The following is a 22,029-nucleotide window of genomic DNA, read 5'->3' on the forward strand; positions in this document are numbered from 1 at the left end:
GTCGATATGGCGAAGCGCATCGAGGTCAGCGGCCTCAACGTCTACTACGGCGACTTCAAGGCCGTCGAGGACGTGTCGATGACAGTCGAGCCCCGCTCGGTCACCGCGTTCATCGGCCCGTCCGGCTGCGGCAAGTCCACGTTCCTGCGCACCTTGAACCGGATGCACGAGGTGATCCCCGGCGCCCGCGTCGAGGGCAAGGTGATGCTGGACCAGCAGGATCTGTATGCCTCCGGCATCGATCCGGTGGCGGTCCGGCGGGTTGTCGGCATGGTGTTCCAGCGGCCGAACCCGTTCCCGACGATGTCGATCTTCGACAACGTCGCGTCCGGCCTGAAGCTGAACGGCGTCAAGGACAAGAAGAAGCTCACCGAGGTGGTCGAGAAGTCCTTGCACGGCGCCAACCTGTGGAACGAGGTCAAGGACCGCCTGGACAAGCCGGGCGCGGGCCTTTCCGGCGGTCAGCAGCAGCGGCTGTGCATCGCCCGGGCGATCGCGGTCGAGCCCGAGGTGATCCTGATGGACGAACCCTGCTCGGCCCTGGACCCGATCTCCACGCTGGCGATCGAGGACCTGATCGAGAAGCTCAAGGACCGTTTCACTGTCGTCATCGTCACGCACAACATGCAGCAGGCGGCACGGGTTTCGGACCAGACGGCCTTCTTCAACCTGGCCGCGACCGGCAAGCCCGGCCGGCTGATCGAGATGGCCCCGACCAAGCAGATCTTCTCCAATCCGGCCGAGAAGGCCACCGAGGACTACATCACCGGCCGCTTCGGCTAGTCCGTCGTACGAGTTATCCACAGCTGCGGGCCGGCGATTCGCCGGTCCGCAGCTGTATTTGGTGTCAATTGGTGCAACTGTCCACAGATCGGCGTTTCGCGTCTGCCGTGCCCACCCGAGTGGCCCTCCGACCGCTAGCCTTTGCCCAGTAAACGCGGGTGAACTGTGACGAAAGGACCATCGTGAGCGACCAGAACCTCCCCCCGGGCACCGGACCGGAGGACGGCCGGAACCAGGGACCGGGCGCGCCGGGTGGGCAGCCGTCCTATGGACAGGGCGCCCAAGGCCCCGGACAGAACCCGTACGGCAACCCCGGTGCGACACCGCCCGGTCAGCCGGGGCAGCCTGGTTACGGCGCTCCGGGTCAGTACGGCCAGCAGCCGGGCCAGCCGGGCGGACAGCCTGGTCAGCCGGGTTACGGCCAGCAGCCCGGTCAGGGTGGCCAGCCTGGCTACGGCCAGCCGCAGTACGCCCAGCAGCCGGGTTACGGCCAGCCCCAGTACGGCCAGCAGCCGGCTCAGGCCGGCTACGGTCAGCCCGGCGGCTACCCGCAGGGTCCTGACTACGGCCAGGTGGCGCAGGCCCAGAGCGGCCTCGTGCAGATCCCGGGCATGGGCACCGTGAAGGTGGCGACGATCGGATCGCGTGCGCTCGCGCGCATCATCGACAGTGTCATCCTGTACGCGATCGTCGGCATCCTGTACTTCGTCTTCATCGGCGGTACCGCTGCGGCGACGAACGACGGCACCGTCTCCGACGGCGAGACCGCCGGCATTCTGGGCGGGTTCTTCGCCTTCCTCGGCATCTCGGTACTGATCACGGTGCTGTACGAGTTGCTGCTGACGGCGTTCAAGGGCCAGACGGTCGGCAAGATGGTCATGGGCATCAAGGTCGTTCGCTCCGCGGACGGTCAGGTCCCCGGCTTCGGTCCGGCCTTCATGCGCTGGCTGCTGCCGATGATCGGCTCGTTCCTCTGCTACGTCGGTGCGCTGCTCGTCTACCTGTCGCCGCTGTTCGACAGCTCCGGCCGGGTGCAGGGCTGGCACGACAAGGCCGCCAACACGCTGGTGATCGGGCTTCGGTAGTCAGCTGAGGATTGGGGAGGGGCTGTGCTGAATCCGTTTGAGCAGGACTGGTGGGATGCGTGGAATCTGTGGAGCGCATTGGGCCAGGGTGTTCAGCTGCAGCCTCTCCCGCCGCCCGTACCGCTGGAACCCGGCGAGGCCGCCCACGCGGTCGAACCTTGCGAGGTGCAACGGTTCGACGGCGTCCGGCTCGCCTTCGGGAACTCCGACGGCTACGCGGCGGCCGCGCAGTGGCGCACCATCGACAACGGTACGGCGGTCCTGACGCGGCACCGGGTGGTGCTGCTCAACCGCTACGGCCAGCAGGATTTCGGCCTGGCTGCCGTGACCCGCATGTGGACCGAGCATGACGGGACCGTCCTCGCCTACGGGGACACTCAGTACAAGCTGCGGGTGCCGCGGCCGGTCTGGTTCGACGTCATGTTGAACCACGTCGCCTTCGGCCGGCGGATCGATCTCGTCGTCCCGCCCTTCGTGCAGGCCGCGTGGCAGCGCGCCGGCCTGATCAGGTAGCCGGCGTTCAGAAGTTCCGTAGTACGCCGAAGATCAGCAAGGCGCCCAGAGCAACCTTCGTGAGGATTGCGACCGCCCGTGGGCTGAGGCGCGGCCGTGGCAGGCTGAGCCAGCCGGCACGGGACAGCGACCAGGCGACAACCTCGTAGCCGATGGCAACACCAATGAGTGGGCCGAGGATCAGGATCGCGGCGTTGAAGTGCCAAGCGGCGTTCAGATCGCCGTCAAGGAGTGCCGCGGCCATTCTGGTCGCGCCGCAGAACGGGCAGTCGAGACCCGTGAGCGTGTGCAGCGGGCACGGGATGCCGAGGCCGGACAGCCGGTAGATCCCGGCCAGCGCGAAGCCACCGATCCCCACTCCGGCGAGGCCCCAGACGCGGCGATCGACAGGCTTCACCGGTCCTTGTGGACGGGACATCACCGCGAAGGTCACGGAGCAACGGTAACCCCGATACTGATTGCATCGATCGACTGGGAGACTGATTCCGATGAGCACGCCGACGCCGCCCGACGACAACCGGCCACAGGACCGGCCGTACGGAGACGCGCAACCGGGGTACGGATACGGTCAGCAGCCGGGGTACGGGTACGGTCAGCAGCCACAGCACCCGCAGCAGCATCCTCAGCAGGCGCCGTACGGGCCGGGCTACGGGCAGCCTTACGGCTCGGGATACGGCCAGCAGCCCTACGGCTACGGCTACGGCGCTCCGATGCCTCCCCTGGCCGACTGGGGCCCTCGGGTCGCTGCGTCGCTTATCGACAGCCTGATCGTGCTGGGGCCGCTCCTGATCGGGTACGGCGCTCTGATCGCGAACGTCGTCGCGCGCCGCGACAACCCTTACCCGTACGACAATCCGCAGTGGTGGGCGATCATCCTCTTCCTAGTGTGCCTCGTCGCCACCATCGCGCTCAGCCTGTGGAACCGGGTCTTCCGGCAGGGACGCACCGGCCGGAGCGTGGGCAAGAGCGCGCTGCACATCAAGCTGGTCGACGCCGTGACCGGAGAGCCGATCGGCGCCGGCCGGTCCTTCCTCCGCGACTTCCTCAGCGGCATCTTCAACAACGCCTGCTTCCTGAACGTCCTGTGGCCCCTGTGGGACGACCAGAAGCAGACGTGGCACGACAAGGTCATGAACACCTACGTGGTGCGCACCTGACGTCAGTGCGAACGTAGAAGACCGGCGCAGGCCACTGCCCACAGCACGCTGCTGAAGGTGCCGATGATGAAGCGTTCGGCAACGGCTTGTGGCGTGACCGAGGCAGGCTGGTCCGGGCTCCGAAGCTCCGGGTACCTGGCCAGTCCCTTGATCGCCAGCACCACAGCGATGCCTTCCGGCCAGCCGGCGACCAGCGAAGCGTAGATGGCCATTCGCTCGAGGGCACCGATCAGAGCGCCGCCACGCAGTACCTCACCGGCCTTCTGCGTCGACTGGGCGCGTGTGCTCCTCCGGTCGGCCAGAGCCATCACTGAGGTCGTCAACGGCCCGCCACCGGTGACTGCCAACGCTCCAGCCAGTAGGAGCAGCACGTTCCACCAGCGCTCGGCCCAGCCGGACACCCCGTGCCCGGCGAGCAGCAGCACGCCGACTGCGGTCAGACAAGCCAGCATGACTGCACTGATGACGATCTCGAGGTTGGAGCCCGACGACCTGGGCACCCACGCGAGTACGGCGAGGACCAGTGCGGCACCGGTCAGCGACAGGACCAGCGCCGTCACGCAGCAGCCCCGGCGCCGAGGAGGTCCGCGGCCAGCACCCGTCCGCGCTGTTCCTCGGCGAAGCCCGCGGCCTGGGCCCGTTGCGTCACCGCCGACTGGCTGATGCCGAGCTTCACGCCGATCTCCCGCCTTGTGAGTCCTTCGCCCAACAGGTCCGCCACTGCCCAGCCACGGTCACTGCGGCGCCGCAGCACGGACGCCATCAGCCACAGCACCGTCTCCACCTGCTCTGCTCGCCGCGGGTCGGCTCCGACCACGTTCACGTGGTGCGGGCTGGACTTCGCCCGCGTGACCGCCTCCCGCGCGAACACGTACGCGTCGCCGCTTCCGGCCCGGGTGCTGCGTGGCAGCGGCTCGGTGACCTCACCGACGCCGAGTCCGACGTACCAATTGTCCGACCGGAGCAGCTCGACGATCACGTCGACGGTCGGCCGGGCCTCGGACAGCACGCCCTGCACCTCGTCGCCGGCGGTCCGCTCGAACTTCCGCAGCAGTCCGGCCCGCCGCGGCCGGCGGTTCAGGGAGTTGAGTAGCTCAGGTACGAGATCGCTCGTGCTTCGGCTGCCGCGCTGATCTACCGTGAGAACGAAGACCATTGCCCTGCACCTCCTTCCGAACGGGATTAAGGCTACAGTCTTATTCACGTAGAGTGAAGGCCAAAACCTGAATCGGTTCAGCCAGTTACTCCCCGTATCCGGCCCGGAGTGCGGCGCACGCCGGGCCGGACGGGCACCGACTCAGTCCGTGATCGGCAGGTAGAGCTTCTGGTCGCCGGCCTTGAACGTCTCCGACATCTCGGCGAAGCCGGCCTCGATGGCGTCGGTGGAGGTCAGGCCGTGTTCCTCGGCGTACGCGCGGATGTCGGCGGTGATCCGCATCGAGCAGAACTTCGGGCCGCACATCGAGCAGAAGTGCGCGGTCTTCGCGGGCTCGGCCGGCAACGTCTCGTCGTGGAAGGACCGGGCGGTGTCCGGATCCAGCGAGAGGTTGAACTGATCCTCCCAGCGGAACTCGAACCTTGCCTTGGACAACGTGTCGTCCCAGTCCTGCGCGCCCGGGTGCCCCTTGGCCAGATCGGCCGCGTGGGCCGCGATCTTGTACGTGATCACGCCGGTCTTCACGTCGTCACGATCGGGCAGACCAAGGTGCTCCTTGGGCGTGACGTAGCAGAGCATCGCCGTACCCAGCCAGCCGATCTGGGCCGCGCCGATCGCCGACGTGATGTGGTCGTAGGCCGGTGCCACATCGGTTGCCAACGGCCCCAAGGTGTAGAACGGCGCCTCCCCGCACAGCTCCTCCTCGAGCCGGACGTTCTCCGCGATCTTGTGCATCGGCACATGTCCGGGGCCTTCGATCATCACCTGTACGTCGTGCTCCCAGGCGATCCGCGTCAGCTCCCCCAGCGTCCGCAGCTCGGCGAACTGCGCCTCGTCGTTCGCGTCGGCGATACATCCCGGCCGCAGTCCGTCCCCAAGCGAGAACGTCACGTCGTACTCGCGGAGAATCTCGCACAGCTCCGCGAAATGCGTGTAGAGGAAGGACTCCTGGTGGTGGGCCAGGCACCACGCGGCCATGATCGACCCGCCCCGCGACACGATCCCGGTGATCCGTCGCGCGGTCAGCGGCACATACCGCAGCAGTACGCCGGCGTGCACGGTCATGTAGTCCACACCCTGCTCGCACTGCTCGATCACGGTGTCGCGGTACACCTCCCACGACAGCGCCGCCGGATCGCCCTTCACCTTCTCCAGCGCCTGGTACAACGGCACCGTCCCGATCGGCACCGGCGAGTTCCGCAGGATCCACTCCCGCGTCTCGTGGATGTTCTTCCCGGTGGACAGGTCCATCACGGTGTCCGCGCCCCACCGGGTCGCCCAGACGAGTTTCTCCACCTCTTCCTCGACCGAACTGCTGACGGCGGAGTTGCCGATGTTCGCGTTCACCTTCACCAGGAACTTCTTCCCGATGATCATCGGCTCGCTCTCCGGGTGCCGCCGGTTCGCCGGGATCACGGCACGCCCGCGCGCCACCTCCGCCCGGACGAACTCCGGATCGAGCCCTTCCCGCAAGGCGACGTACCGCATCTCCTCGGTGATCTCCCCGGCCCGCGCGTGCCCGAGCTGGGTCCGTGACTCACGCCCGGCGATCCACTCGCGCCGCAACGCGGGCAGACCGGCCTGGACGTCGATCTGCGCCGACGCGTCGGTGTACGGACCGGACGTGTCGTACAGGTCGAAGTGCTCGCCGTTGGTGAGATTCACGCGGCGCGCCGGTACCCCGAGCTCTCCGCGATAAATCTTCTCCGAGCCCGAGATCGGGCCCGTGGTGACGGCCGGACGGATCGTGCTGACATTCACCATGCTGCTGCTCCCTACGCCGGAATTACCCGGACAGGTTCGGCGGTCGGCGGCGCCGGGTTCCCAGTGTTTGATTCACTGGCCCAGCCGCCCTCTCAGCCCACTACGGTGCGAGCTCCCGCGATCTCCAGTTGTCATCGCACACCCTAGGCCATGCTCTGGACGGGGCCTGTAAGTTCTAGAGATGCGAGACCTCGTCTATCCGCCCGTCGTCGCCTTCGCGAAGACCGCGTTCACGGTGCTGGACCTGAAGATCCGGCGTACCGGGACCGAGCACGTGCCGCGCACCGGCGGGGCGCTGATCGCGATCAACCACATCAGCTACGTCGACTTCATCCTGGGCGGGTACGGCGCCCTGCCGGCCAAGCGGCTCGTCCGGTTCATGGCGAAAGAGGTGCTGTTCCGCAACCGGTACTCCGGTCCGTTGATGCGCGGGATGCACCACATCCCGGTCGACCGGGAGGCGGGCGCCGCGTCGTACCAGCAGGCCCTGGACCACCTGGCGGCCGGCGAGCTGGTCGGCGTGTTCCCGGAGGCGACGATCAGCCGGTCGTTCGAGCTCAAGGAGTTCAAGTCCGGCACGGTGCGGATGGCGGCGGAGGCCGGCGTACCGGTGCTGCCGATGATCCTGTGGGGCACGCAGCGGATGTTCACCAAGGACCACCCGCGGGACTTCACCCGGCACCGGCCGATCTCGATCAGCATCGGCGCGCCGATCACGGTGACACCCGACGACGACCCGACCGAGGCGACCACGCACCTGCGGTCCACGATGTCGGGGATGCTGGACGAGACGATCCGTTCCTATCCCGAGCAACCGGCCGGGGCCTGGTGGCTGCCGGCCGCGTACGGCGGCAGCGCGCCGACTCCCGAAGAGGCCCAACAGCTGGACCTGGAGGAGCTCGCCCGGCGGGCAGCCAAACGTCAGTAACCGGACCAGACCTTGACCCTCGACCCGGTACGAGGGTACGAAGTCTTTCGTTGACAGAACAGGAACCTGGGGGGTCCCTGTGCGGCGGGCGGCTGCGGTGGCTCGCGTACGAGAGCGGGCGGGGATGGTTTTGTTCGATTCACCGGAAGAGCTGCACCTGTTCGACCCGGGGGCGCTGACGCCTGCGCCGCACGTGGCCGAGCACATCCCGGACGCCGGGGCGTTCTTCGTCGACTGGGCGACCCGGGGACTGTCCGCGGAGCGTGCCCGGGAGATCGAGTCCGCGGTGAACGGCCGGCGCAACCAGAACGGCTGGTTCCCGCTCGAGTCGCTGGACAGCATCGGCCGCAAGGGCTTCTGGCGCGGTCCGCTGACCTACCTGGCCCGGATGACGGCCGACGACGCGCGGATCCTGCAGGAGTGGGCCACGGACGGCCTCGGCGGCGACCAGTCGAACCGCATCGAGGCGACCGTCGACCACCTGCTCCACCAGCAGGGCCACGCGGCCGCGGCCACCTGGGCGGTCGCTGTCCGCCCACGCACATACCTGGACGCGGAGGTCCTCGGCGACCGCCTTCTGGCCGCCTGGGAGTACAACCTCGGCTCCATCCGCGCCAAGGACGTGGCCAAGTCTGTACGGCGCTGGAACCGCTAGAGACCGCTGTACGGCGGGCAGCCGCCAGACCGCCCGTCGTACAGCTCAGTGGAACTGCGGGATGATCAGGTACAGCCCGTAGAGCACTGCCGCCAGGCAGGCTGCGAAACACAGTGCAGCCGCACCTGTGTCCACGAAGGACGGCTGCCGCTTCTCGTCGATCGCCACGGCTCGCCGGGACATCGCGGTCACACCGAGCGCGAACAGCACCGCCAGGCCGACGCCGAAGAGCAGGCTGACCAGTGCGACCTCACCGAGGGCACTCCAGTTGATGTGCATCGCCGTACTCCTCTCAGGCCGCCGCAGCGGTGGTGGACGGGGTGGTGGAGCTCGGGTACTCGTTCACGTTCTCCGACGTCACCGGGCGACGCCGGGACGCGGCGTAGATTCCGCCACCGGCCGCGACCGCAAGGACCGCGATGATGACCACACCGAGGTTGCCGGAGTCGGCGACCCGACCGGCCAGCGCACCGACGATCGCAGCAGCCGGCAGCGTCAGCAGCCAGGCCACGGCCATCCGGCCGGCGACCGTCCAGCGCACCTCGGCCAGCCGCTTGCCGAGGCCGGCGCCGAGGATGCTGCCGGAGCAGACCTGGGTGGTGGACAGCGGGAAGCCCAGGTGCGAGGAGGCCAGCAGCACGGCGGTCGAGCTCGTCTCCGCGGAAAAGCCCTGCGGCGACTCGATCTCGGCCAGGCCCTTGCCCATCGTCCGGATGATCCGCCAACCGCCCAGGTAGGTGCCGGCCGCGATCGCCAGGCCGGCCGCCAGGATCACCCACAGCGGCGGGCGGGACCCGGAGGCGAGGCTGCCGGAGGTGATCAGCACCAGCGTGATGACGCCCATCGTCTTCTGCGCGTCACCGGTGCCGTGCGCGAGCGAGACCAGCGACGCGGACGCGATCTGCCCGAACCGGAAGCCGTCGTCGACCGACTTCTTCCGCGCCCGCGCGGTGATCTTGTAGGCCAGGAAGGTCCCGAGCAGCGCGATCACACCGGCCACGATCGGGGCCGCGATCGCCGGGACGATGATCTTCTGGACCACGGTGCCGAAATGTACGGCGCTGCTCCCGGACGCGATCCAGGTGGCGCCGATCAGGCCGCCGAACAGCGCGTGCGACGAGGAGCTCGGCAGGCCGAGGTACCAGGTCAGCAGGTTCCAGAGGATCGCTCCGACGAGCCCGCCGAAGATCACCGGCACGGTCACCTTGGCATCGTCGACGATGCCGCTGGAGATCGTCTTGGCCACCTCGGTCGAGATGAAGGCGCCGACCAGGTTCAGGACGGCGGACAGTGCGACCGCGATCTTCGGTCTCAGGGCACCGGTGGCGATCGACGTCGCCATCGCGTTGGCGGTGTCGTGGAACCCGTTGGTGAAGTCGAACACCAGCGCGGTGATGATCACCACGACGACGAGGAACGAAAGGTCCATAGCGACCACTTCCCTAGGCGGACGATCAGCAGCGTCGATCGACCGTAGGTCGGGTGAGTGAACTCGAAATGAACCGGTTCGGGACCTTACTCGAGGATCAGGTGGGCTACTCCGTACACGCCGGCCGCGACGATGCCGGCGGCGGGGATGGTCAGGATCCACGCCGTGACAATGCCCTTGGCGACACCCCAGCGGACGGCGGACAGGCGCTTGGTGGCGCCGGCGCCCATCACCGCGGAGGTGATCGTGTGGGTGGTGGAGACCGGGGCGTGCAGGCCGATCGCCATCACGTACAGCACGGTGGCGGCGACCGCCTCGGACGCGAACCCGCGGGCCGGGTCCAGGTGGATGATCCGGCGGCCGAGCGTCCGCATGATCCGCCAGCCGCCGGAGTACGTGCCGAGCGAGATCGCGGTCGCGGCGGACAGCTTCACCCAGGTCGGGATGCCGTCGCCGGCATCCGCGTGGCCCGTGGTGAGCAGCGCCAGGAAGATGACGCCCATCGTCTTCTGAGCGTCCTGGAGGCCGTGCCCGAGCGCCATCGCGGCGGCCGACAGCGACTGCGCCAGCCGGAACCCGCGCGTGGTCTTGCCGGGGTTGCGGTTCCGGAAGATCCACAGGATCGCGGTCATCAGCAGGAACGCGCCGACGAAACCGACCGCGGGCGACAGCACCATCGGGATGACGACCTTGTCGACGATGCCGGACCACAGCACGACGCTGCTCGAGGCCAGGCCGGCGCCGACCAGACCGCCGATCAGCGCGTGCGACGAGGAGCTGGGCAGACCGAAGTACCAGGTGATCAGGTTCCAGGTGATGGCACCGATCAGGGCCGCGATCACGACCACCAGACCGTGTTGCCCGGCCGGGGTGTTGATGATGCCCTTGCCGACGGTCTCGGCCACCTCGGTGCCGAGGAACGCGCCGAGGAAGTTCATCACCGCGGCCATCACCAGCGCCACCCGCGGGGTCAGCGCGCGGGTCGACACCGACGTCGCGATCGCGTTGGCGGCGTCGTGGAAGCCGTTGGTGTAGTCGAAGGCCAGCGCGATGACGACGACGGCGATGACGAGCGTGAGCTCCACGCTCAGCTCTCCTTGACGGCGATCTGTTCGACCGTGTTGGCGACGTGCTCGAACGCGTCGATCGCGGCCTCCAGCAGGTCGACCACGGTCTTGAGCTTCATCACCGTCAGCGCCTCGTACTCACCGCTGAACAGCTTCGCGACCAGCCGCCGGTGCACCGCGTCACCGGTGTTCTCCAGGCGGTTGATCTCGATCCAGTACTCGGCCAGGTCCTTCATGGTCCGCAGCCGGGGCATTGTCTCGGCGGTCAACTGCGCGGCCCGCTGGAGTACCTCGATCTGCTCGGCGATCTCCTCCGGCAGCTTCTCCAGGTTGAAGAGGTGGATCGTGTCGACCGCCTCTTCCATGAAGTCCATGACGTCGTCCAGATCGGAGGCCAGCCGGTAGATGTCCTCACGGTCGAACGGGGTGACGAAGGTCGAGTTCACCCGGCGAATGATCGAGTGGGTGGTCTCGTCGGCCGCGTGTTCCGCGTCCTTCATCTGGGCGGCGATCTGATGGCTCGAGGACAGTCCGGTCCCCGCCGTACTGCCGAGCAGCTCCGCCAGGATCCGCGATCCCTCCACGAGGTGGTTGGCGGACTCGGTGAAAAGGTCGTAGAACGTCGGGTCGTTCGGACGCAGACGTAACGGCACTTCAAGCTCCGGATGAACGAGGGACAAACCGTGAACATGCTAGGGGGAACCACCGGTTGACGCGGCATCCGCCCCGATCAACGTAGCGCGTCGCGGTAAATCGCGTTTTCAGGCGCGCACGGTCGGTAACTGATCGGTTTCAGCGTGTTATCACGGCGTACAGGTCGAAGAGCCCGACCACGAGCACCAGACCGGCCGCGGTCCGGAGCACGTTCTGGTGGCCGAGGGCATGCACCGCACCGCCCTTGGTACGGCGGTAGACGGCGCTCACCGCCGCCCAGCAGCCCATCGACAGCACGAGAACGACGATCCCGAGACCGGTCCGGACGTCCGACGAACCGTGGCCGGAGGCAAGCAGTAGGACACCGTTCGCGATCAGGCCGAGCGCCGTACGCCGCCACGCGAGCAGGGTCCGCTCCGGCTGGCGGCCTGGATCCGGTGTGCTCATCGCCACACTCACCGCCAGAGCGAGAACAGCAGGCCGATCAGACCGATCACGCCGATCGTTGCTCCGAGCATCAGCGGGAGCCTGGTCACCGGGAGCGCGCCGCCGCGACGGATCGCGGTCAGGTTGAGCTGCCAGCGCCGGAACGCACCGGCGGTCGTGACGATCCCGGCGATCACCAGGACGATGCCGATCACCCGGGCCGGCCAGCGGTCCGGTCCGAGATCGAGGAACTGGACCGCGGACAGCCCGCCGGCGTAACAGGCGAGGGAGGTCCGCAGGTAGGCCAGGTAGGTGCGTTCGTTCGCCAGGGTGAACCGGTAGTCGGGCTCCTCCTCGGTCATCCGCAGCTCACCAGTCCGTGGTCCTGTTTGAGTGTCAGCACACGGCGCACGCTACTCGTCAGCTGCGCGGCGAAGGACTTGTCCTGCTGCGCCTTGGCGACCAGCGCGGCCACCATCTCCGCGGTCAGCCCGGCCTTCGCGTTGATGACGATGTCGCCACCGGCCGCCACGAACCGGGTCGCGCGGTCGCCGGCCGGCACCGCGGCAACCTCCGCCGCGGCGCCCACGTCGTCGGTGATCACGACCCCACGCCAGCCCAGATCGCCACGCACCATGCCCTGGATGACGGTCGGCGAGAACACCGCGCGGTTCTTCGGATCGATCTTCGTGTACGTCACCGTCGAGATCATCACCATCGACGTACCGGCCTTGATCCCGTCGGTGAACGGCTGCAGGTCGGCGTCGCCGCGGACGGTGACGTTGTCGACGACCCCGGAGGAGAAGTCGGTGTTGCCGCGCACGCGCCCGAGCCCCGGGAAGTGCTTGACCGACGTCGCGATGCCCGCGTTGCGCATGCCTTGGACGAAGGCCCGTACTCCCTGACCGGCCTCCTCCGGCGTATCGCCGTACTCGCGATCCAGCTGGCCGATCGGTGCGTTCTGCGACTTGAGCGAGCTGGGTACGACGTCGGCGACCGGCGCGAGGTCGACGTTGACGCCGGCCTGCTTGAGCTGGCTGCCCCACTCCTGGGCCTGTGCGGTGAGCTTGGAACTCGACCAGGTGCCCTGCACCGTGGCCGCCGGGATCCGGTCGAAGCCGGGGCCCTTGAGGCGCTGGATCTGGCCGCCCTCCTGGTCCGCGGCGATCAACGGGCGGACGCCCTTCAGGGTCGCGGCCGTGTTCACGTCGGCCATCGCCGTACGAGTGTGCGAGAGGCTGCCGCCGTTGCCGATCAGGAACACGCTGCCGGACTTCTGCTCCTGTACGACGGCCCGCTGGGCGGACGTCATGCCGCTGGAGTTGATCCCGGTCATGATGAGCTGTGCGGCCTTCTCCCGCAGCGTCAGGGCCTGCAGCTTCTGGTCGACACAGCCCGCCGCGCTGGTCGGCGGTTTCGAGGTCGGCGGCTCGGCCGGGGTCTCGCTCGGCGTGTCGGTGGGCGTATCGGTTGGTGTGGTCGCCGGGGAGCTCGGGCCGTCGGTCACCGGGATCGAGGACGACGGCACGGTGCTCGGTCCCGCGGTCGGGGAGCCACTGTCACCACAGCCGGTCACAGCGAGGGCAGTCAGCGCGATCAGCGCGACCGGACGCCTCATCTCAGTTTCGCTCCCACGCCGCGCGGTCGATGGTGTCACCGGAATGCCGGGCCAGTGTCGCGCAGACGTCGTACAGCTGCTCGACCTGCTCGGGGCTGAGTGCGTCGAAGATCGACTTGCGGACCTCCTCGACATGACCGGGGGCCGTCTCGACCAGCTTCTGCCGGCCGAGTTCGGTGAGGATCGCGACCTGGCCGCGGCGGTCGGACTCGATGCCCTCGCGCTTCACCCAGCCGTTCTGCTCGAGCCGGTTGACCGCGTGCGAGAGCCGGCTGCGGGAGCCCTGCGTGGCGACCGCGAGTTCACTCATCCGCAGCCGGTTGGCAGGCGCCTCGGACAGCCGGACGAGAATCTCGTAGTACGTGTGCGGAATTCCGGCGTCGCGCTGCAATTGCTGCTCGATCCGGCTGCTCACTACGCGCTGCGCCGCGATGTACGCACGCCAGGCCTGCGCCTCTGTCTGGTTCAGCCACCGGGGTTCCGCCATTCCCGCAGCGTACTTGTTCACCGATCCGGATCAGCAGTACGGCGGCAGCACACACCAGCATGCCGACGACGGCGAGCGCGCCGATCGTCTCGTGGAACAGCAGGAACGCGAACACCATCGTGGTCGGCGGCACCAGATAGAGCAGTGAACTGATGCGCGTTGCGCCGGAGAGTTTGAGGTTGACCAGGTACAGCCCCCAGCCGCCGCCGGTTGCCAGCAGCACCAGCCAGACGACTGCGCCGTAGAAGCCCGGCTGCTCGGGCACGGTGAGGCGATGGGTCGACGCGGCCAACGCGGTGAACAGGACTGCCGACACGAGGCTCTGGACTGCCAGCGCGTCCAGCGAGGTCGTCGCCGGCTTTCGATGGCGATCAAGACAGGTCCCCGCTACCAGTCCGAGGAGACCGCCGACCGGGATCAGGAAGAGGAGCGGTGAACCGTGGCCGGCCCCGAGGTCGTCGGCCACAACCAGACCGACGCCGACCAGACCGAGGAGCAGTCCGAGCCATTGGCGGTGGCTGACGCGTTCGCCGAGCAGCGGCCCGGCGACGGTCGCGATCAGGATCGGCTGGAGCGATCCGATCAGCGCGGTGACACCGGCCGTGATGCCGTGGTCGATACCGGTGAAGATCAGGCCCAGGTAGACGAACTGGGTGAGGACCGCCATCCACACCTGGCTCACGAGGTCCCGGCGGGAGATCCGCGGCCGCCGGATCGCCAGCACCACAGCGGCGATCGCGCCCGCGACGAGGAATCGCCAGGCGAGCAGGTCGAACGCGTTCGTGTACTGCGTCCCCCAGCGCGCACCGATGAAGCCGCAGCTCCAGAACACGACGAACCCGGTTCCGGCAGCCAGCGTGAGCGCCTTGTGCGTGGTCATGGAAGACGGTAACCACACCGGTCGGTATACTGTCAGTATGCTCGACCAACAGGTGAGACTGATCGTGGACCGCGAGGTCCGTGCGGCGCCCCGGCTGACCCCGGCCGGCGAGCGCATCCTCGCGGCCGCGTCGACGCTGTTCTACGAGCAGGGGATCCGGACCGTCGGCGTCGATGCGATCGCCGCGGCGGCGGACGTGACGAAGAAAACGCTGTACGACCGGTTCGGGTCGAAGGATCGGCTGATCGCGGCGTACCTGGAGCAGCGGGACCGGACCTGGCACCTGTTCCTGGACGAACAGCTGGCCGCGCGGAAGCCGGCCACGCCCGAGGCGGTGATCCTGGTGCTGTTCGCCGCGCTGACGGACTGGCTGGCCGGATCGCGCAACGGGTGCGGATTCATCAACGCGAGCGTGGAGCTGGCCGCGCCGGACCACCCGGCGATGCCGGTGATCGTCGGCCAGAAGCGGTGGATGCGGTCCGAGTTCGAGGCGCAGGCGCAGGCGGCGGGACTCGCGGACGCGGGTGAGTTGGCCGATCGGCTGCTGTTGCTTCACGAGGGCGCACTGGTCAGTTACCGGGTCGCGGCGATGACCTCGGCGCCGGAGGTCGCGGCCCGGGCGGCCGCGGATCTGCTGGCCGGGTGGCCCCGGGTCTAGGTGTTGCTCCGCTTGGCGATCGTCAGGCCGACGAGGCGGGACACGACCATGGCGACGTACCCGAGGCCGGCGAGCTGTTCGAGCATCACGACCGAGCGTCCCCAGGACGTGATCGGGACGATGTCGCTCAGGCCGGTGCTGGACAGTGTGGTGAAGCTCAGGAACAGCAGTTCCATCCAGGTGCGATCGTTGGCTGGGTCAACGGCTGCGGTGAAGCTGCCGGGGACGAGGACCTGGACGAACACGTACAGGTAGGCGAAACCCCAAGCCACCAAGGTGAAAGTGGCACCGGCCGCGAAGAGTTCGTCGACGCTGACCTCATGGTCGGACAGCATGTAGCGGAGCAGGCAGTACGCCGCGTAGAAGTAGAAGGCCGCATGCAGCGCGCCGGAGATCGCGACGACCGGTTCGGTCGGGTTGAACGCGTCGACCAACGACAGCGCCACCGCCGGGAGGCCCAGGCAGACGCTGACCCAGGTGAGTCCTGGGGTCGCGCGGACGGAGAAGACCGCGAGCACGAGTACGACGATGCCGAGGATCTCGAACGCGACGCGGCCGGAGCGTGACCCTTCCATCGCGGGATAGATCAGCACACCGAGCAACTGCACGATCAGCAGCACCGCCGACGGATTCCGCCGGGCACTACCGACGACCGTCACCGCCCACCACCCTCAGCCGCTGCCGCAGCCTCTTCGTGCGCAGCCTCCTCGTGTGCAGCCTCCTCGCGGGAGGCGATGATCGCTGCTCGGCGGGCCAGCCGGTGACTTCGGCGGATCTCGGCCTCGCGCAACCGCCGGCGGTCCTCGTCCGTCTCCGGAACCGCCTGCGGCACCTGCCGCGGCTTCCCGTCCTCGTCGACCGCCACGAACACCAGGTACGCCGACGCAACGTGCACCTGCGGACCGACCGCGTCCCACCGATCGGCGGTGATCCGTACGCCGACCTCCATCGAGCTCCGACCGGTCCAGTTCACCTGCGCGCTGAAGTGCACGACATCACCGACCCGCACCGGAACCAGGAACACCATCTCGTCCATCGACGCGGTGACCGCAGGCCCGCCGGAGTGCCGCGCCGCGACCACGCCGGCGACCGAGTCGACCAGCGTCATGATCACGCCGCCGTGCACGGTGCCGAGCAGGTTCGTCTCGTTCTGCGCGGTGATGTGCGACAGCGACAGCCGCGTCTCCGAGGTCGGCCGCGCCGACCGGCTGCTGGTCATACAACTCCTTGAGTCACTCCGGCTGGGTCTGCGGCAGCGTATCCCGCCACTTGTGGCGCCCGGCCCGATGTGTGGGTGACGGCTACCACCTTCCGGGGATTCCTGCCCGAACCGAGCCGACGCAAAGAGCGGGGAAACAAAATTGCACATAGCGACGATTCCTTTCCCCGCCACGACAGCTCCCGCCGCCCGTGCGGTCTCACGCCGAGTCGTGGCGTTTGGTTGCCCCTCGAAACCGCGAGTCGTGGATCGAGGCTGCTCCTGACCGCCAAAACCCACGACTCGACGGACACCGCTACCTGCGCCACTGCCACCCGCCGGCCGCACCTGATCCACTCCGACCCCGGCGTCGGAGCCCAGTCACAGCGCGGGTTATCCCCTCGTGTTGTGGGTTCTCTGCTCGTACACCAGGGGAGAACCCCCAACGCGAGGGGATAACCGGTCTTGTTGCCCGCGGTGTTGGTCGCGTTCTGCCTGGGCGCCGGCCAGCTCCTGTCTGCCGGGTGACTTCAGCCGCGGGCGGCCATCACGAGAGTCCCACTTGTCCACAGGTTCGGATTGGCGTGCTCGGAGACGGGCCGATCCTCGTACTTTCTCTGCCGACAAGGAGGACCGACGATGCCCATCGACACCACCGAACATGCCCAAGGCAACAACTCCCCTCACTCCAGCTCTCCCGACTTGGTGCTGCCGCCGCTGTCCAGGCGGCAGGCCGATCGGCTCGTGCACCTCGCGCTGCGCACGGCCGCCGACCTCGGTCTCGCCGTCAGCTACCAGGGCGGTGCCGCGCTCGTGCCCACCGACAGCTCCGCCGGCAAACCGGTGCTCGGACTCAGCAATCTCGCGCGCATCCTCGCCCACTTCGACGAGGACCGCTGGCCGCTGCTCGTCGAGGAACACTTCCGCCAACTCCTGGACCAGCTCCGCCAAGGTCCACCCGATCCACCGCACGACCCCGAGCGCGAGCTGATCCAGCGGCTCGTCCCTCGCGACGCCCTACCGCCCGACTGGACCGCGGACCGCCCCGATTTCCTCCCCGGCCTGATCTCCGTCCCGTCCGCGGAGACCGACGGCATCGTGACCATGTACCTCGAGCCGGCCGACCTGGGCCTCACCTGGTCGGACGCCGAACGCTTCGGCCTCGCCAACCTCCGCCGCCTCGAGGACCAGGTCGAGTACGTCGATCACGACGACCTCCGCATCGCCTTCGTCTCCGGGACAGCATTCGCGGCCTCCCGCGCGCTCGTCCTCGACACCGTCCTGCGTAAGTCCTTACACGTCGAGCACGCGCCATACGGTGTGCTCGCCGCAGTGCCGGCCCGGGACACGTTGCTGCTCCATGTGATCGAGGGCCTGACCGTCATCCCGGCACTAGGCGTCCTGCTGAATGTCGCCGCCCGCTGCCACGCCCATGATCCCGGCCCGCTGTCGCCGGACGTCTACCTGGTGACTCCCGACTTCACCTGGCACTCCGCCACGACCGCACTACCCGACCACACACCACTGCGGTTGTCCCCCGAGCTCGAGACCCTCACCAAGCTCCTCGCGACGCGGGAGGCAACAGCCGAGTCCCGCCGATGACAGATGCCCGGAGCAACTACCAGGACCTACTCACCAGGACGACTAGTCACCAGGAGGTGTGAAATGCCCGGGCCAGTCGGAGTAGCGGATGCGGGAGATCGAGCGGACCTCGCCGATGGTGGACCACTCGTCCTTGCCGAGCCGGGCGAGCGGGCGCAGGCGCCGGACATCCGGGTGGCCGTCGTCCAGCACTGCGGCGTCGATCGCGATGTGCCGGACCTGACCGATAACGAGGGTGCAGTCACCGAGTTCGAGGGTGGTGTGCAGCGTGCACTCGATCGCGACCGGCGACTCCGCGACCCGCGGTACGGCGACCGTCCGGGACGGCTCGGTCGTCACCCCGATCGCCTCGAACTCGGAGACCTCCGCCGGGAAGTTCGTCCCGGACGCGTTGACCTGTTCGTAGAGGTGCTCGGCGGCGAAGTTCACCACGAACTCGCCGGTCGCCTCGACGTTGTTCAGGCTGTCCTTGCGCCCCACCGAGGTGAACTGCACCATCGGCGGCTGCACGGACGCGACGGTGAAGAACGAGTGCGGCGCCAGGTTCAGCACGCCGTCGGCCGATCGGCTCGACACCCAGGCGATCGGGCGCGGCACGACCACCGAGTTCAGCAACGCATAGAACTCCCGTCGCCCGACGGTCTCCGGATTCACATCGACACGCACGCCCGAAGTACATCAAACTCGGTGGATGCCGCCGTACCCCGCCTCGCGGATCCGGGCGGCGGTTCGCGCGGACGACGGAGATGTGGATTGGCTGCAGAGCTCGATTTCCTGGACCAAGTGACCGCTGTGGCGCGGCGTCACGGCGTCGACCCCGGTGAGCTGAAGGAGGTCGCCGGCGGGGTGGCCAACCGGGGCTTCGTGCTCGGGGACGACCTGTTCCTGCGGGTTTGCCGGCCCGGGTTCGAGGCCGACCTGCTGAAGGAGACCCACGTCGTGCCGGCCGCCCGGTCCGTCGGGGTGCTGACACCCGCGATCGTGGAGTACGACGACAGCGGCCGCCTGATCGCTGCGCCGTACGCGTTGATGGAGCGGGTCCACGGCACCGAGCCCACCGAGCTCCCCACCGGACTCGCCGAGCAACTCGCCCGCCTCCACCAACTCGAGCGAGGTCCAGGATCCGCCCCGAGCCACGCGAAGCCAGCCGACGCGAAGGGCAAACCACCGGCGCTGGACCTCTCAGCGCTGGACCTCTCAGCGCAGGACCTCCCGGCGCAGGACCTCCCGGCGCAGGACCTGCCAGCCCGGGACCTCTCCGCGCTGGACCTCTCCGGGATGGGTGAGGACGGGTGGGGGGATCCGTGGCGGACTATCGAGGAGCTCGCCGAGGGTGGGTACGTCGATCCGGGGACGGCGAGTTGGCTGACCGGGTGGTTCACGCGGCTTGCGGAGCGCATCGACGGGAGCAGGCCGAAGGTGCTGATCCACGGAGATGTTGCCGCTCACAACCTTCTCGCCGGGCCGGACGGGGACCTCCGCGCGCTCATCGACTGGGGCGACGCGGCCTGGGCGCCACGGGCGATGGACTTCGCCAAGCTCCCCCTGACCCAGGTCGCCGCGCTGCTTCCGGACTACCTTCGGCACTCCCAGTCACCAGAGTCCGAGGAGGAGCTTGCCGCGGCTGTCCTCTGGTTCCACCTGTCCTGGGGTCTCGGCAAACTCCCCGCCGCTCCTTGGCCCGGCCAACGTCACTGGACAGCTCCCACCACCAGCCGCTTGCTCAACATCCTGCACTTCTTCACCACCGCTCCACCGGCGCCATGGTCCGGACTCACCTAGGAGACGCGCCCTAGCGATCAAGAAGGCGGGGTTCTTGAAGTCAGTGATGCGGTTTCTGCTTGAAAACAAGGGGGTTTGCACTTGTTGTGACATGAGGCAGACTGGGGTTCCGTGACTGACTACGAGGCGGCTGCGGGCCGGTACGACGATCAGATGACCTACCGGCGGACGGGCCGGAGTGGACTGCAACTCCCGGCGATCTCGCTCGGGCTGTGGCACAACTTCGGCGACGACAAGCCGTTCACGACGCAGCGGGACATCCTGCGGCGGGCGTTCGACCTCGGCGTCACGCACTTCGACCTGGCGAACAACTACGGCCCGCCGTACGGGTCGGCCGAGACCAACTTCGGGACGCACTTCGCGCGCGACTTCACCCGGTACCGCGACGAGCTGATCATCTCGACCAAGGCCGGGTACGACATGTGGCCGGGGCCGTACGGTCAGGGCGGCGGCTCGCGGAAGTACCTGCTCGCCTCGCTCGACCAGTCGCTGAGCCGGATGGGCCTGGACTACGTCGACATCTTCTACTCGCACCGGTTCGACCCGGACACGCCGCTCGAGGAGACGATGGGCGCGCTCGACGCGGCGGTCCGTTCGGGCAAGGCGCTGTACGCCGGCATCTCGTCGTACTCGGCGGACCGGACCCGGGAGGCGGCGCGGATCCTGCAGGAGCTCGGTACGCCGCTGCTCATCCACCAGCCGTCGTACTCGATGCTGAACCGGTGGATCGAGGAGGACCTGCTGGACGCGGTGGGTGAGCTCGGCGTCGGGGTGATCGCGTTCTCGCCGCTGGCGCAGGGCGTGCTCACGGACCGGTACCTGGGCGGCATTCCGTCCGACTCGCGCGCGGCGCAGGGCAAGTCGCTCAACCCGGACTCGCTGACCGAGGACACGCTCAAGCACGTCCGCGCGCTGAGCGAGATCGCGAAGGAGCGCGGTCAGTCCGTCGCCCAGCTCGCGCTCGCCTGGACCCTCCGCGACGACCGCGTCACCAGCGCGCTGATCGGCGCCTCCAGCGTCGCGCAGCTCGAGGACAACCTCGCCACCGTGCGCAACCTCGGGTTCACCGATGAGGAACTCAAGGCGATCGACGCCGACGCCGTGGAAGCCGGCATCAACTTGTGGAAGAAGAGCTCTGACGCCTGACAGCCACGCCTCACGAAACGCCCGCCGCACCCACGTGCGACGGGCGTTTCCCTTTGCCGACCGCGACAGACGCCAGTTGCCGCCCGCGACAGACTCCAGTGACAGACGGCAGGGCAGCGGCAGACGGCAGCGCGAAACGGTACCGGCGCGAGACGGGATGATTACGGAGCGGGGTGGAACGGTTGCGGTTCGGGTGGGATGGGCACACGCTGGGAAGAGACCTCCTGGAGGTGGTTGAGATGACCGCTTCGACGCTCGAAATGGCCCTGACCTACGAACACGCACGGATTCGGGAGCTGGCCGAGCCGGCTCACCATCCGGACGCTGCGCATCCTGAACACCGGCATCAGACGGACTGGTTCTACGCGATCGCGGCCCAGCATCTGGCCGCGGCCGAGGACGTGCTCCTCCCGCACGTCCGCCAGCTCCCCGACGGGAGTGACCTGGTCACCAGGTACGTCGGCAACGCGAAGGAACTGGAGCGCTCACTGCGCTTCCTCAAAGGACGGCAGTACGGCGACAGCCGGTTCGTGGATCTCCACCACGACGACCTGTGGCAGCAGATCGACCGGCTGCTGGGCGAGCACGAGACGATCGAGACGACGTACAGCCGGCAGATCTCGGAGCAGCTCGATGACCCGGACGTGAACACGCTGACCGAGGACCTGCTGGAGGCGGAGGAGGTAGCGCCGACCAGGGCGCACCCGTACTCCCCGCACACCGGCAAGGCCGGGCGGCTGGCGCACCGCATGTGGCGGATGGCCGACACCGCCTGGGACAGCGCCGAAGGACGCGTCGTGCCGAGCAAGTACCACGCGCACCCGAAGCGCGACTCCGCGCTCTCCCACTACCTGTACGGCACCCCGATGCCGCACGAGGAAGAACCGCACTAGACAGACCGCACTGGACGGGACGAACTGGACGAAAAGAGGCCCGGCCCCGGCGGATGCCTCCGCCGAGACCGGGCCCGGTCTGCCGGCTCTCACTGCGCCTGGTTGTGGGAGCCGGCGTGCGGGTCCCGTCGCCGCTGCGCCTGGTGTG

At 68.2% G+C, this 22,029-nt stretch carries 27 protein-coding genes; 11 read left to right on the forward strand and 16 right to left on the reverse strand.

Going from position 1 to position 22,029, the window contains the following annotated elements:
- The first annotated feature begins 6 nt into the window (after positions 1-6).
- From pstB to E0H45_RS34185, 3 genes are all read left to right on the forward strand, one after another.
- A complete protein-coding gene (gene pstB / locus E0H45_RS34175; RefSeq protein WP_131345135.1) occupies positions 7-783 on the forward strand; it encodes a phosphate ABC transporter ATP-binding protein PstB in 777 nt (258 codons plus the stop codon).
- Between the two features lie 182 nt (positions 784-965).
- Positions 966-1,868 (forward strand): RDD family protein, encoded by a 903-nt coding sequence (locus E0H45_RS34180; protein ID WP_131345136.1) that lies wholly within the window; start codon positions 966-968, stop codon positions 1,866-1,868.
- Between the two features lie 24 nt (positions 1,869-1,892).
- Positions 1,893-2,381, forward strand: a complete 489-nt coding sequence (locus E0H45_RS34185; protein WP_131345138.1) for a hypothetical protein — start codon at positions 1,893-1,895, stop codon at positions 2,379-2,381.
- Between the two features lie 7 nt (positions 2,382-2,388).
- On the opposite strand, the gene E0H45_RS34190 is transcribed toward E0H45_RS34185, so the two are convergent.
- Positions 2,389-2,814: a DUF2752 domain-containing protein gene (locus E0H45_RS34190; protein WP_238155494.1), complete on the reverse strand. Its 426-nt coding sequence runs from the start codon at positions 2,812-2,814 to the stop codon at positions 2,389-2,391.
- 55 nt (positions 2,815-2,869) lie between these two features.
- Between E0H45_RS34190 and E0H45_RS34195 the strand changes: the two genes are divergently transcribed.
- Positions 2,870-3,538 carry an RDD family protein gene (locus E0H45_RS34195; protein ID WP_131345140.1) on the forward strand — a complete coding sequence of 223 codons (669 nt, stop codon included), beginning with the start codon at positions 2,870-2,872 and terminating at the stop codon, positions 3,536-3,538.
- A 2-nt stretch (positions 3,539-3,540) separates the two neighbouring features.
- Here E0H45_RS34195 and E0H45_RS34200 read toward each other — a convergent pair whose 3' ends face one another.
- The 3 genes from E0H45_RS34200 to thiC form a co-directional block, all read right to left on the reverse strand.
- A complete protein-coding gene (locus E0H45_RS34200; protein ID WP_131345142.1) occupies positions 3,541-4,098 on the reverse strand; it encodes a hypothetical protein in 558 nt (185 codons plus the stop codon).
- The gene (locus tag E0H45_RS34205; RefSeq protein WP_131345144.1) at positions 4,095-4,694 is read right to left on the reverse strand and encodes a transposase; all 600 of its coding nucleotides are present in this window, start codon (positions 4,692-4,694) and stop codon (positions 4,095-4,097) included. Before E0H45_RS34205 ends, E0H45_RS34200 begins: the two co-directional genes overlap by 4 nt.
- 141 nt (positions 4,695-4,835) lie before the next feature.
- A complete protein-coding gene (gene thiC / locus E0H45_RS34210; RefSeq protein WP_131345146.1) occupies positions 4,836-6,458 on the reverse strand; it encodes a phosphomethylpyrimidine synthase ThiC in 1,623 nt (540 codons plus the stop codon).
- A 181-nt stretch (positions 6,459-6,639) separates the two neighbouring features.
- Between thiC and E0H45_RS34215 the strand changes: the two genes are divergently transcribed.
- Both E0H45_RS34215 and E0H45_RS34220 read left to right on the forward strand, forming a co-directional pair.
- Positions 6,640-7,386, forward strand: coding sequence for a lysophospholipid acyltransferase family protein (locus E0H45_RS34215; RefSeq protein WP_131345148.1), 747 nt, complete (start codon positions 6,640-6,642; stop codon positions 7,384-7,386).
- A 124-nt stretch (positions 7,387-7,510) separates the two neighbouring features.
- The gene (locus E0H45_RS34220; protein WP_131345150.1) at positions 7,511-8,041 is read left to right on the forward strand and encodes a hypothetical protein; all 531 of its coding nucleotides are present in this window, start codon (positions 7,511-7,513) and stop codon (positions 8,039-8,041) included.
- A 45-nt stretch (positions 8,042-8,086) separates the two neighbouring features.
- Here the strand turns inward: E0H45_RS34220 and E0H45_RS34225 are convergent, their stop codons facing one another.
- The 9 genes from E0H45_RS34225 to E0H45_RS34265 all read right to left on the reverse strand — a co-directional run bounded on the left by E0H45_RS34225 (position 8,087) and on the right by E0H45_RS34265 (position 14,602).
- Positions 8,087-8,320, reverse strand: coding sequence for a hypothetical protein (locus E0H45_RS34225; protein ID WP_131345152.1), 234 nt, complete (start codon positions 8,318-8,320; stop codon positions 8,087-8,089).
- 13 nt (positions 8,321-8,333) lie between these two features.
- Entirely contained in the window at positions 8,334-9,470 is a 1,137-nt protein-coding gene (locus tag E0H45_RS34230; protein ID WP_131345154.1) for an inorganic phosphate transporter, read from the reverse strand.
- 86 nt (positions 9,471-9,556) lie between these two features.
- Positions 9,557-10,555 (reverse strand): inorganic phosphate transporter, encoded by a 999-nt coding sequence (locus tag E0H45_RS34235; RefSeq protein WP_131345155.1) that lies wholly within the window; start codon positions 10,553-10,555, stop codon positions 9,557-9,559.
- Positions 10,556-10,557: 2 nt separating this feature from the next.
- On the reverse strand, positions 10,558-11,190 hold the full coding sequence (locus E0H45_RS34240) for a DUF47 domain-containing protein (RefSeq protein WP_131345157.1): 633 nt from the start codon (positions 11,188-11,190) through the stop codon (positions 10,558-10,560).
- Positions 11,191-11,329: 139 nt separating this feature from the next.
- Positions 11,330-11,638: a DUF202 domain-containing protein gene (locus tag E0H45_RS34245; RefSeq protein ID WP_131345159.1), complete on the reverse strand. Its 309-nt coding sequence runs from the start codon at positions 11,636-11,638 to the stop codon at positions 11,330-11,332.
- Positions 11,639-11,646: 8 nt separating this feature from the next.
- Entirely contained in the window at positions 11,647-11,979 is a 333-nt protein-coding gene (locus E0H45_RS34250; protein WP_131345161.1) for a YidH family protein, read from the reverse strand.
- Positions 11,976-13,235 (reverse strand): glycoside hydrolase family 3 N-terminal domain-containing protein, encoded by a 1,260-nt coding sequence (locus E0H45_RS34255; protein WP_131345163.1) that lies wholly within the window; start codon positions 13,233-13,235, stop codon positions 11,976-11,978. The genes E0H45_RS34250 and E0H45_RS34255 overlap by 4 nt, the downstream gene beginning before the upstream one ends.
- A gap of 1 nt (position 13,236) precedes the next feature.
- Positions 13,237-13,650 carry a MarR family winged helix-turn-helix transcriptional regulator gene (locus E0H45_RS42645; RefSeq protein WP_238155496.1) on the reverse strand — a complete coding sequence of 138 codons (414 nt, stop codon included), beginning with the start codon at positions 13,648-13,650 and terminating at the stop codon, positions 13,237-13,239.
- Complete coding sequence (locus tag E0H45_RS34265) at positions 13,538-14,602, reverse strand: DMT family transporter (RefSeq protein WP_165546685.1); 1,065 nt, start codon at positions 14,600-14,602, stop codon at positions 13,538-13,540. Before E0H45_RS34265 ends, E0H45_RS42645 begins: the two co-directional genes overlap by 113 nt.
- A 37-nt stretch (positions 14,603-14,639) precedes the next feature.
- Here E0H45_RS34265 and E0H45_RS34270 point away from each other — a divergent pair, with 37 nt between their 5' ends.
- Entirely contained in the window at positions 14,640-15,260 is a 621-nt protein-coding gene (locus E0H45_RS34270; RefSeq protein WP_131345166.1) for a TetR/AcrR family transcriptional regulator, read from the forward strand.
- Here the strand turns inward: E0H45_RS34270 and E0H45_RS34275 are convergent.
- The gene (locus E0H45_RS34275) at positions 15,257-15,919 is read right to left on the reverse strand and encodes a potassium channel family protein (protein WP_131345167.1); all 663 of its coding nucleotides are present in this window, start codon (positions 15,917-15,919) and stop codon (positions 15,257-15,259) included. The two genes, E0H45_RS34270 and E0H45_RS34275, sit on opposite strands and share 4 nt — an antisense overlap.
- Positions 15,916-16,479 (reverse strand): acyl-CoA thioesterase, encoded by a 564-nt coding sequence (locus E0H45_RS34280; protein ID WP_131345168.1) that lies wholly within the window; start codon positions 16,477-16,479, stop codon positions 15,916-15,918. The genes E0H45_RS34275 and E0H45_RS34280 overlap by 4 nt, the downstream gene beginning before the upstream one ends.
- A 618-nt stretch (positions 16,480-17,097) precedes the next feature.
- Here E0H45_RS34280 and E0H45_RS34285 point away from each other — a divergent pair.
- Positions 17,098-18,060, forward strand: a complete 963-nt coding sequence (locus tag E0H45_RS34285; RefSeq protein WP_131345169.1) for a DUF1444 domain-containing protein — start codon at positions 17,098-17,100, stop codon at positions 18,058-18,060.
- A gap of 42 nt (positions 18,061-18,102) precedes the next feature.
- Here the strand turns inward: E0H45_RS34285 and E0H45_RS34290 are convergent, their stop codons facing one another.
- Positions 18,103-18,726 carry a flavin reductase family protein gene (locus E0H45_RS34290; protein WP_131345170.1) on the reverse strand — a complete coding sequence of 208 codons (624 nt, stop codon included), beginning with the start codon at positions 18,724-18,726 and terminating at the stop codon, positions 18,103-18,105.
- A 117-nt stretch (positions 18,727-18,843) separates the two neighbouring features.
- Between E0H45_RS34290 and E0H45_RS34295 the strand changes: the two genes are divergently transcribed.
- From E0H45_RS34295 to E0H45_RS34305, 3 genes are all read left to right on the forward strand, one after another.
- Positions 18,844-19,842, forward strand: a complete 999-nt coding sequence (locus E0H45_RS34295; protein ID WP_165546686.1) for a phosphotransferase family protein — start codon at positions 18,844-18,846, stop codon at positions 19,840-19,842.
- Positions 19,843-19,953: 111 nt separating this feature from the next.
- Positions 19,954-20,988: an L-glyceraldehyde 3-phosphate reductase gene (gene mgrA, locus E0H45_RS34300; RefSeq protein ID WP_131345174.1), complete on the forward strand. Its 1,035-nt coding sequence runs from the start codon at positions 19,954-19,956 to the stop codon at positions 20,986-20,988.
- 239 nt (positions 20,989-21,227) lie between these two features.
- Positions 21,228-21,881, forward strand: coding sequence for a hypothetical protein (locus E0H45_RS34305; RefSeq protein WP_131345176.1), 654 nt, complete (start codon positions 21,228-21,230; stop codon positions 21,879-21,881).
- Positions 21,882-22,029: the final 148 nt, after the last annotated feature.

It is taken from the genome of Kribbella soli (assembly GCF_004331345.1).
Lineage (GTDB): Bacteria > Actinomycetota > Actinomycetes > Propionibacteriales > Kribbellaceae > Kribbella > Kribbella soli.

Coding starts and splice junctions, on each gene's coding strand:
- pstB (WP_131345135.1), top strand. CDS start 7: ATGGCGAAGCGCATCGAGGTCAGCGGCCTCAACGTCTACTACGGCGAC.
- E0H45_RS34195 (WP_131345140.1), top strand. CDS start 2,870: ATGAGCACGCCGACGCCGCCCGACGACAACCGGCCACAGGACCGGCCG.
- E0H45_RS34205 (WP_131345144.1), bottom strand. CDS start 4,694: ATGGTCTTCGTTCTCACGGTAGATCAGCGCGGCAGCCGAAGCACGAGC.
- thiC (WP_131345146.1), bottom strand. CDS start 6,458: ATGGTGAATGTCAGCACGATCCGTCCGGCCGTCACCACGGGCCCGATC.
- E0H45_RS34215 (WP_131345148.1), top strand. CDS start 6,640: ATGCGAGACCTCGTCTATCCGCCCGTCGTCGCCTTCGCGAAGACCGCG.
- E0H45_RS34220 (WP_131345150.1), top strand. CDS start 7,511: ATGGTTTTGTTCGATTCACCGGAAGAGCTGCACCTGTTCGACCCGGGG.
- E0H45_RS34225 (WP_131345152.1), bottom strand. CDS start 8,320: ATGCACATCAACTGGAGTGCCCTCGGTGAGGTCGCACTGGTCAGCCTG.
- E0H45_RS34230 (WP_131345154.1), bottom strand. CDS start 9,470: ATGGACCTTTCGTTCCTCGTCGTCGTGGTGATCATCACCGCGCTGGTG.
- E0H45_RS34245 (WP_131345159.1), bottom strand. CDS start 11,638: ATGAGCACACCGGATCCAGGCCGCCAGCCGGAGCGGACCCTGCTCGCG.
- E0H45_RS34250 (WP_131345161.1), bottom strand. CDS start 11,979: ATGACCGAGGAGGAGCCCGACTACCGGTTCACCCTGGCGAACGAACGC.
- E0H45_RS34255 (WP_131345163.1), bottom strand. CDS start 13,235: ATGAGGCGTCCGGTCGCGCTGATCGCGCTGACTGCCCTCGCTGTGACC.
- E0H45_RS34265 (WP_165546685.1), bottom strand. CDS start 14,602: ATGACCACGCACAAGGCGCTCACGCTGGCTGCCGGAACCGGGTTCGTC.
- E0H45_RS34270 (WP_131345166.1), top strand. CDS start 14,640: ATGCTCGACCAACAGGTGAGACTGATCGTGGACCGCGAGGTCCGTGCG.
- E0H45_RS34280 (WP_131345168.1), bottom strand. CDS start 16,479: ATGACCAGCAGCCGGTCGGCGCGGCCGACCTCGGAGACGCGGCTGTCG.
- E0H45_RS34285 (WP_131345169.1), top strand. CDS start 17,098: ATGCCCATCGACACCACCGAACATGCCCAAGGCAACAACTCCCCTCAC.
- E0H45_RS34305 (WP_131345176.1), top strand. CDS start 21,228: ATGACCGCTTCGACGCTCGAAATGGCCCTGACCTACGAACACGCACGG.